Raw genomic sequence first — 7,912 nt, 5'->3', positions numbered from 1 at the left:
CAACGACCCAGGATCGCACGGTCTCTCGCCCGCACCCATCCTGACACAGTCTAACTACACAGGGACCGCCGGCATCTTGCCGGCTCTTGATTGCCCCACGCTCGCTGGATTGGAAGAGGCCGGCAGGATGCCGGCGGTCCCAGGGAAGCTTTCACGCTTGCACTGGAGCTGCCGCGACTTGCGGCGTGTCGTTGATCGGGAAATGCAGCGCTGCCGCCATCAGGCTGGCAAGGGCGGTCGCCCACCACACCAGTGTGTAGGAGCCGGTGAGATCGAAAGTCAGGCCACCCAGCCAGGCGCCGAGAAACGAGCCGATCTGGTGGCTGAGAAAGCAGATGCCGAACAGGGTGCCGAGATGGCGCACGCCGAAGACCTTGGCGACGAGACCGCTGGTGAGGGGAACCGTGCCGAGCCAGGTCAGGCCCATCACGGCCGCAAACAGGGTGACGGAGCTGTCCGATTTCGGCGCCAGGAAGAAGGCGGCGATGGCGACGCCCCGGATCAGATAGAGCCAGCCGAGCACATGCTGCTGCCGGTAGCGCCCGCCGAGCCAGCCGCAGGCCCAGCTTCCCGCCATGTTGAACAGGCCGATCAAGGCGAGGGCCTTGGCCCCGGTGCCCGACGGCATGTGGCAGAGCGAAAGATAGCCCGGCAGATGGGTGGCGATGAAGGCGAGCTGGAAGCCGCAGGTGAAGAAGCCGAGAGTGAGAAGGCAATAGCCGCGATGGCCGAGAGCCTGTTCCAGCGCGGCTTTCAGCGGCAGGGCCGCCTCTTCCTTCTCGGCCGCGGCCAGCCTTGGTCGGCCATCCAGAAACAGGCCGAAAGGCGCCGCGGCCAGCATGACCAGCGCCAAGACGATGAGGGCGGTGGACAGGCCCGAATATTCCGAGACGATCTGGGCCAGGGGAACCATCGCGACCTGTCCGAACGAGCCGCCGGCGCTGGCAATGCCCATGGCCATGCTGCGTTTTTCGGGCGCGGTCTCGCGGCCGACCGCGGTCAGCACAACACCGAAGGCCGTGCAGCTGATGCCGATGCCGACCAGCACGCCGAGACCGAGGACGAGCATGATCCCCGACGGCGCCATGGCGGCAATGCCGAGGCCGAGAGCGAAGGCAGCGGCTCCGAATGCCACCACGGGCGCTGCGCCATAGCGATCGGCCGCAGCCCCCGCAAAAGGTTGTGCTGCTCCCCAGACCAGATTGTGGATGGCGATGGCGAAAGCGATCAGGGTGACGGGAAGTCCCCGGTCAAGCGAGAAGGGCTCGACGAAAAGGCCGAAGGTCTGCCGGATGCCCATGGCCGCGCTCAGGATGACGGCGGCGGACAGAATGAGCAGGGTCTGGCGATTGAATGCGGGCCTGGCTTTGATCGGATCGGACAGCGCCATTTCCATCTCCTCGGGAGAGAGGCGATCGCATTCCTGACGCCGCCGCTTCATCCCGCTTCTTGGGGAATTCGATAGATGGCGGGGACGATTCACCCGAATGGCCGGCCTGTACACTCACTGTACGGTATACTTGACGCATCGGGCGATATGTCCTGCGGCCTTGATTGACGAAGCGGTCCTGCTTGCGCCAAGGGATAAGGGGCAACGACGCGCAAACCGGGTGGGCTGGAGAAGAGCAGGAAGAGTGCCGGACAATTCGAATTCCCGGACGGTGGTCACCGCCCGCCGCATCGAGGCGAACGTACCGCGGTCGTTGCGGCCTTTCCTGGCGCTTGCGGATTTCGAGCCGGCGGCCCGCCGTCATCTGCCGCGCCAGATCTATGGCTATTATGCCGGTGCTGCCGAGACGAATGCCGCGCATGCCGGCAACAGCCGGGCGCTGGCCGCCCTCGGGCTGGTGCCGCGCGTGCTCGTCGATACCAGGGCGCGTTCGACGCGCCATTCCCTGTTCGGCCAAGCCTATGCCCTGCCGGTCGGCATCGCCCCCATGGGGCTGTCGGGCCTCGCCACTTTCGAAGGAGACCTGGCGCTCGCCAGGGCCGCCGCAGCCGAGGATGCCCTGATGGTGGCCAGTGCCACTTCGCTGATCCCCTTGGAGAGGCTGGCCGAGGAGGGTGGGGCGCGCTGGTTCCAGACCTATCTGCCGGGCGAACCCGAACGCATCAGCCGCATGGTGGCACGCGTGGCGGCCGCAGGCTTTGAGACGCTGGTGCTCACCGCCGACGTGCCGGTGGCGGCCAATCGCGAGAACAATGCCCGTACCGGTTTCTCGACGCCCTTGAAACCGAGCCTGCGATTGTTCTGGGACGGCATCACCCATCCGTCCTGGTCGCTGGGGACCTTTGCCCGCACCCTGGCCGGCGGCATGCCGCGCTTCGAGAACATGGATGCCTTTCGCGGCCCGACCCTGCTGTCCCGCAATGCGGTGCGGGATATCGGCGCCCGTGACGGGCTCGACTGGAGCCATCTCGATTTCATCCGGCAGTCATGGCGCGGCAAGCTGGTAGTGAAGGGCATTCTCGCGCCCGAGGACGTCGCGACTGCGCGCGCGAGAGGCGTCGACGGCGTCTGGATCTCCAATCATGGCGGGCGCCAGCTCGATACGGCGGTCGCTCCGATGACGGTCCTGCGCGAGGCCGTTTCGGAGGCTGGCGAGATGGTGGTGCTGATCGATGGCGGCTTCCGCCGGGGCACGGATGTCCTCAAGGCGCTGGCGCTCGGGGCCGATTTCGTCTTCGTCGGGCGTCCTTTCCTGTTTGCCGCCGCCGTCGGCGGGGAGGGCGGCGTCCGCCACGCCTTCGGCCTCCTGCAGGCGGAAATCGCTCGCAACATGGCCATGCTGGGCGTGAGCAGCCTCGACGAATTGCAACCGGTGCATGTGCGGGCGGTAGGCTGATCGCGGCGCATCACCGAAGCCAAAACAAATCGTCAGCTTTCCGAAAACTCTCTTGACCTTCCCATGATGTCAAGCCTTACGCCCTGTTCCCGAAGGCTGGGAGACCAGCGCGAATCGATTGAGAGGCATGGGACGGGCTGATGAACGACCATCACCATCATCACGACCACCACCACGATCATGGCGGGGCGCCGGCCGGCGTGAAGGATCCGGTCTGCGGTATGGATGTCGATCCGGCGACCGCCAAGCATTCCATTCAGCATGAAGGGCACCCCTATTATTTCTGCTCGGCCGGCTGCAAGTCGAAATTCGAGGCGGAGCCGGGACGGTATCTCGGCGGGCGCAAGCCCGCGGTGTCCGCGCCTGAGGGCACGATCTACACCTGCCCGATGCATCCCGAGATCCGGCAGGAAGGACCGGGGTCCTGCCCGATCTGCGGCATGGCGCTCGAGCCGCTGCAGGTCACGGCCGAAGCCGGCCCCAATCCCGAGCTCGCCGAGATGACGCGCCGTTTCTGGGTCAGCCTGGTGTTGACCCTGCCGGTCTTCATCCTGGAGATGGGGGCTCATCTCGTCCCGGCGCTGCATCATCTGGTGCCGCCGGCCCGATCGGCCTGGATCCAGCTCGTCCTGGCCAGCATCGTGGTGCTGTGGGGTGGCTGGCCTTTCTTCGTCCGCGGCTGGCAGTCCGTGCTGCGCCGCAGCCTCAACATGTTCACCCTGATCGCCATGGGCACCGGCATCGCCTGGGTCTACAGCCTGGTGGCGGTGCTCGCGCCCGGCCTGTTCCCCGACGCCTTCCGTGGTGACGACGGCAGCGTGGCCGTCTATTTCGAGGCGGCCGCGGTGATCACCGTGCTGGTGCTGCTCGGCCAGGTGCTCGAACTCAGGGCCCGCGAACATACGTCGGGGGCGATCAGGGCCTTGCTCAACTTGGCTCCGAAGACGGCGACACGCATAAGGGAAGATGGTTCGGAGGAGGAGATCACGCTCGACAAGGTGGCGGTCGGCGACAGCCTGCGCATCCGTCCCGGCGAGAAGGTGCCGGTGGACGGCAGCGTGCTGGAGGGGCGCTCCTCACTCGACGAGGCGCTGGTGACCGGCGAATCCATGCCGGTGGCCAAGGCCGTCGGCGACAGCGTCATCGGCGGTACGCTCAACCAGACCGGCGCTTTGGTGATCCGCGCCGACAAGGTCGAGGGCGACACCATGCTGGCCCAGATCGTCCAGATGGTGTCGCAGGCGCAGCGCTCGCGGGCACCGATCCAGCGTCTGGCCGACCAGGTAGCCGGCTGGTTCGTGCCCCTGGTCATCCTGATCGCGGCGGTGGCCTTCATCGCCTGGGCGATCTTCGGGCCGGAGCCTCGCTTGGCCTATGGCCTGGTCGCCGCAGTTACCGTCCTGATCATCGCCTGCCCTTGTGCTCTCGGCCTGGCGACGCCGATGTCGATCATGGTCGGCGTCGGCAAGGGCGCGGGCCTCGGCGTGCTGGTCCGCAATGCCGAAGCGCTGGAGCGGCTGGAGAAGGTCGACACGCTGGTGGTCGACAAGACGGGCACGCTCACCGAAGGGCGCCCGACGCTTACCGCCATCTGGCCTGTGGAGGGCATGGCCGAAGACGATCTGCTGCGGCCGGCCGCCAGCGTGGAGCGGGCTTCCGAACATCCTTTGGCCCGGGCCGTGGTCGCGGCGGCGGAGGCGAAGGGCCTCGCCTTGTCTGCGGTTGTGGATTTCGACTCCCCCACGGGCAAGGGCGCGCGGGGGACCGTCGAGGGGCGGCTGGTTCTCCTCGGCAATGCGGCCTTCATGGCGCAGGAAGGTGTCGCGGTCGCCCTGGCTGCGGAAGCCGACCGGCTGCGCCAGGACGGGGCGACGGTGATCTTCGCCGCTGTCGACGGTCGCCTGGCCGGCCTGCTCGCCATTGCCGATCCGGTCAAGGAAACCACGCCGGCCGCCCTGGCGGCTTTGCGTGAAGAGGGCATCCATGTCGTGATGGTCACAGGGGACAACCGCGTTACCGCCGAGGCCATCGCCCGCCGGCTCGGCATCGATGCCGTCGAGGCCGAGGTCCTGCCCGAACGCAAGAGCGCGCTGGTCGAGGCCTTCAAGCGCGAGGGCAAGGTGGTGGCCATGGCCGGCGACGGCGTCAACGATGCGCCGGCTTTGGCGGCGGCCGATGTCGGCATCGCCATGGGCGCGGGCACGGATGTGGCGATCGAGAGCGCCGGGGTCACCCTGGTCAAGGGCGATCTCATGGGCATCGTGCGGGCAAGGCGGTTATCGCAGGCCACCATGGCCAATATCCGCCAGAACCTCTTCCTCGCCTTCGTCTACAACGCCGCCGGTGTGCCCGTCGCGGCCGGGGTGCTCTACCCCGTCTTCGGCATCCTGCTGTCGCCCATCATCGCCGCGGCCGCCATGGCGCTCTCCTCCGTCAGCGTCATTGCCAACGCGTTGCGCCTGCGCACGCGCCAGCTTTGAGCAAGGATTATCGGTATGAACAGACGTGAATTTCTGCTCTCCGGCGTCGCCGCCCTGGTGATTTCAAGCCCTGCCGCGGCGCAAATGCAGGATCATTCCAAGCATGGCATGGATATGCCGGGCATGTCGCCAGGGGATGGCAAGACGGCGGTTCCCGCGGCCTCGCCTGTGCTGCCTGAAGGGGCTCCGCTGCGCGACCTGCCACGTCTCGCCAATCGGGCCAGCGGGCCTGGGCGTTTCGAGGCCGATCTCACGGCCAAGCCCGCCATCGCCCGCTTTGCCGGAGGTGTCGAGACGCCCATCCTTGCCTATGACGACGAGACGCCCGGCCCCCTGATCGAAGTGACCGAGGGCGACAAGGTCACCATCCGCTTCGCCAACCATATTCCGGGCGAAGAGACCACTATCCACTGGCACGGCATGCCGGTGCCGGCGGAGCAGGACGGCAATCCCATGGACCCGGTGGCCTCAGGCGCCGATCGGCTCTACGCCTTCGAGCTGCCGGAAGGCAGCGCCGGCAGCTGCTGGTACCATCCCCATCCCCATGGCCGCACGGCCGAGCAGGTCTATCGCGGTCTCGCCGGGGCCCTTATCGTCAAGCCGCGCCAGGATCCGATCCCGGCCGCCTATGGCGATACGCCGCTGTTCTTTACCGATCTGAGGCTGGCGTCCGACGGCTCGATCCCGCCCAACACCATGGCGGACCTGATGAATGGGCGGGTGGGTGACCATGTCCTGGTCAACGGCCAGAAGAAGCCTGTCCTGACGCTGCCCGCCGGCAGCCGGCGCCGCTTCCGCCTGTTCAACGCCAGCAATGGGCGCTTTCTGCGCCTGACCTTCGGCACGGCGCCGATCACGCTGATCGGCAGTGACGGCGGCCTTCTCGAAGCGCCGGTGCCCGGGCTTCGGGTCATCGATCTCGCGCCCGCCGAACGGGCAGAGGTCGTCGTCGCCTTCGACCAGCCGGGGCAAGTGGTGCTGCGGACGGAGGATGTCGATCACGGCTGGATGGGGCCGGGACGTCCCGACACCGCCGCCGATCTGATGACTATCGATGTGACGGCGGACAGGGCCGAGACGGCTCCGGCCCTGCCGGCGAAGCTGCGCCGCATTGCCGATCTCGGCCCGCCCGTCGCTACGCGCCGCCTCGAATTCACCGAGACCATGTCGATGGGGGAGGGCGGCATGAAGATGGGCTTTCTTATCAACGGCGCCTCCTTCGACATGAACCGGGTCGATGTCGTCGCCAAGGCGGGGCAGACCGAATTGTGGGAGATCGCCAATCTGGCGGACATGGATCACCCCTTCCATCTTCACGGTACGCAGTTCCAGCCGGTGGAGACCGAGCGGGACGGCCGGGTGAGCAAGGCGCCCTATCGCGCCTGGAAGGATACGATCAATGTGGCGCGCGGCGAAACCGTGCGCCTGCTGGTGCGGCAGGAACAGCCGGGCCTGCGCATGTATCATTGCCATATCCTGGAACATGAGCAGCTGGGAATGATGGGCGTTGTCGAGGTACGGGCCTGATCCTATCGCCCGCCTTGGCTGCAAAAGCCTAAGTCTTCTGCATGAGTTCGGGGGGCTTGTAGACGAAAGGGTTTCAGCTAGGATGAATGACTGGCCGCGGGTAAGGAACTCGAGGAACTTACTTTGCGGCCGGTACCGGAAGAAGCGTACACATCAAGAATAGAGCGGTATCATCGTCTGGGGACGTTCGTTGAAACGGACTGTCCCGGCAGGGAGGAGGCCGCCGGCTTGGCGGTGTCGGGTCCGGTTTTCCCCTGATCCACCACCCCCTCGTCTGGAAAGCCTCATCATGCCGATCCACCGCCGTTCACTCCTGGCTGGCCTGTTGCTTGCCGGAATACGGCCGGAGAGAGTCCTGGCTCGGGCCGCCGTGGAGGCGGGCTCGATCCTGGGCGCCAGCGGCGAAAGCACCGCGCAGGCCCGTGGCCGCACCCGTCTGCTCGCGGTCGGCGACCCCGTCTATCTCAACGATCTCCTGGCGACCGGCGAGAGCGCGCGGTTGTCGGCGCAGCTTGGCGAGGCCACCCGCTTGCTGCTGGGCGCCCGCACAAGGGTACGCATCGACAAGTTCCTGATCGACCGGGGCGGCAAGCTGGTGCTCGAGCGCGGCGCCATTCTGTTCGACCGCCCGCATGATCGCCCGTCGGGGGAACTCGGCGTTACGACGCCGTTTGGTCTGATCGCCGCTCGCGGCACCCGGTTCTTCGCCGGGCCGAGCTGGGGCAAGTTCGGCGTCTATGTCGAGGATGGCATCGTCGACGTCGCTACCAGAGGGGGAACGGTGCGGCTCACCCCTGGTTTCGGCACCGAGCTTACCGGCATGCAGGTCCCGCCGGCCAGGCCCGCGGCCTGGAGCCGCCTGCGCATCGGCGAAGCCTGGGCCGCCGTGGTCGGGTCGCGCCACACTTTTGGTGGCGGCGACATCTCGCCTTCGGGTGGTGGTGACATGCCGTCGCCGGGCGGTGCCAGTAAGCCGTCGGATCACACATCGGGCGGCAGTCATCCCGCGCCGAAATAGTTCCGCCGCTTCACTGAAGCGGAGCAGGCCGGCGCGAGTGG

General features: G+C 66.9%; 5 protein-coding genes. 4 read left to right on the top strand and 1 reads right to left on the bottom strand.

Features of this window, described 5'->3' with window-relative positions:
* Positions 1-151: 151 nt before the first annotated feature.
* Positions 152-1,390 (bottom strand): MFS transporter, encoded by a 1,239-nt coding sequence (locus ABXS05_RS29405; protein WP_367626323.1) that lies wholly within the window; start codon positions 1,388-1,390, stop codon positions 152-154.
* A 244-nt stretch (positions 1,391-1,634) separates the two neighbouring features.
* Here ABXS05_RS29405 and ABXS05_RS29400 point away from each other — a divergent pair, with 244 nt between their 5' ends.
* The 4 genes from ABXS05_RS29400 to ABXS05_RS29385 all read left to right on the top strand — a co-directional run bounded on the left by ABXS05_RS29400 (position 1,635) and on the right by ABXS05_RS29385 (position 7,871).
* The gene (locus ABXS05_RS29400; RefSeq protein WP_367626322.1) at positions 1,635-2,846 is read left to right on the top strand and encodes an alpha-hydroxy acid oxidase; all 1,212 of its coding nucleotides are present in this window, start codon (positions 1,635-1,637) and stop codon (positions 2,844-2,846) included.
* A gap of 140 nt (positions 2,847-2,986) precedes the next feature.
* Positions 2,987-5,326, top strand: a complete 2,340-nt coding sequence (locus ABXS05_RS29395) for a heavy metal translocating P-type ATPase (RefSeq protein WP_367626321.1) — start codon at positions 2,987-2,989, stop codon at positions 5,324-5,326.
* Between the two features lie 15 nt (positions 5,327-5,341).
* A complete protein-coding gene (locus tag ABXS05_RS29390; RefSeq protein WP_367626320.1) occupies positions 5,342-6,853 on the top strand; it encodes a multicopper oxidase family protein in 1,512 nt (503 codons plus the stop codon).
* A gap of 289 nt (positions 6,854-7,142) precedes the next feature.
* Positions 7,143-7,871 (top strand): FecR family protein, encoded by a 729-nt coding sequence (locus ABXS05_RS29385; protein ID WP_367626319.1) that lies wholly within the window; start codon positions 7,143-7,145, stop codon positions 7,869-7,871.
* Positions 7,872-7,912 lie beyond the last annotated feature (41 nt).

This window comes from Labrys neptuniae (genome assembly GCF_040797145.1).
GTDB classification, from domain to species: domain Bacteria; phylum Pseudomonadota; class Alphaproteobacteria; order Rhizobiales; family Labraceae; genus Labrys; species Labrys neptuniae.
The sequence above is the reverse complement of the archived record's forward strand: the minus strand, read 5'-3'. Positions and strand labels throughout refer to the sequence as shown.

Excerpts from the sequence above, each read along its gene's own strand:
- ABXS05_RS29390 (WP_367626320.1), top strand. The coding sequence starts at position 5,342 with ATGAACAGACGTGAATTTCTGCTCTCCGGCGTCGCCGCCCTGGTGATT.
- ABXS05_RS29405 (WP_367626323.1), bottom strand. The coding sequence starts at position 1,390 with ATGGCGCTGTCCGATCCGATCAAAGCCAGGCCCGCATTCAATCGCCAG.
- ABXS05_RS29395 (WP_367626321.1), top strand. The coding sequence starts at position 2,987 with ATGAACGACCATCACCATCATCACGACCACCACCACGATCATGGCGGG.
- ABXS05_RS29385 (WP_367626319.1), top strand. The coding sequence starts at position 7,143 with ATGCCGATCCACCGCCGTTCACTCCTGGCTGGCCTGTTGCTTGCCGGA.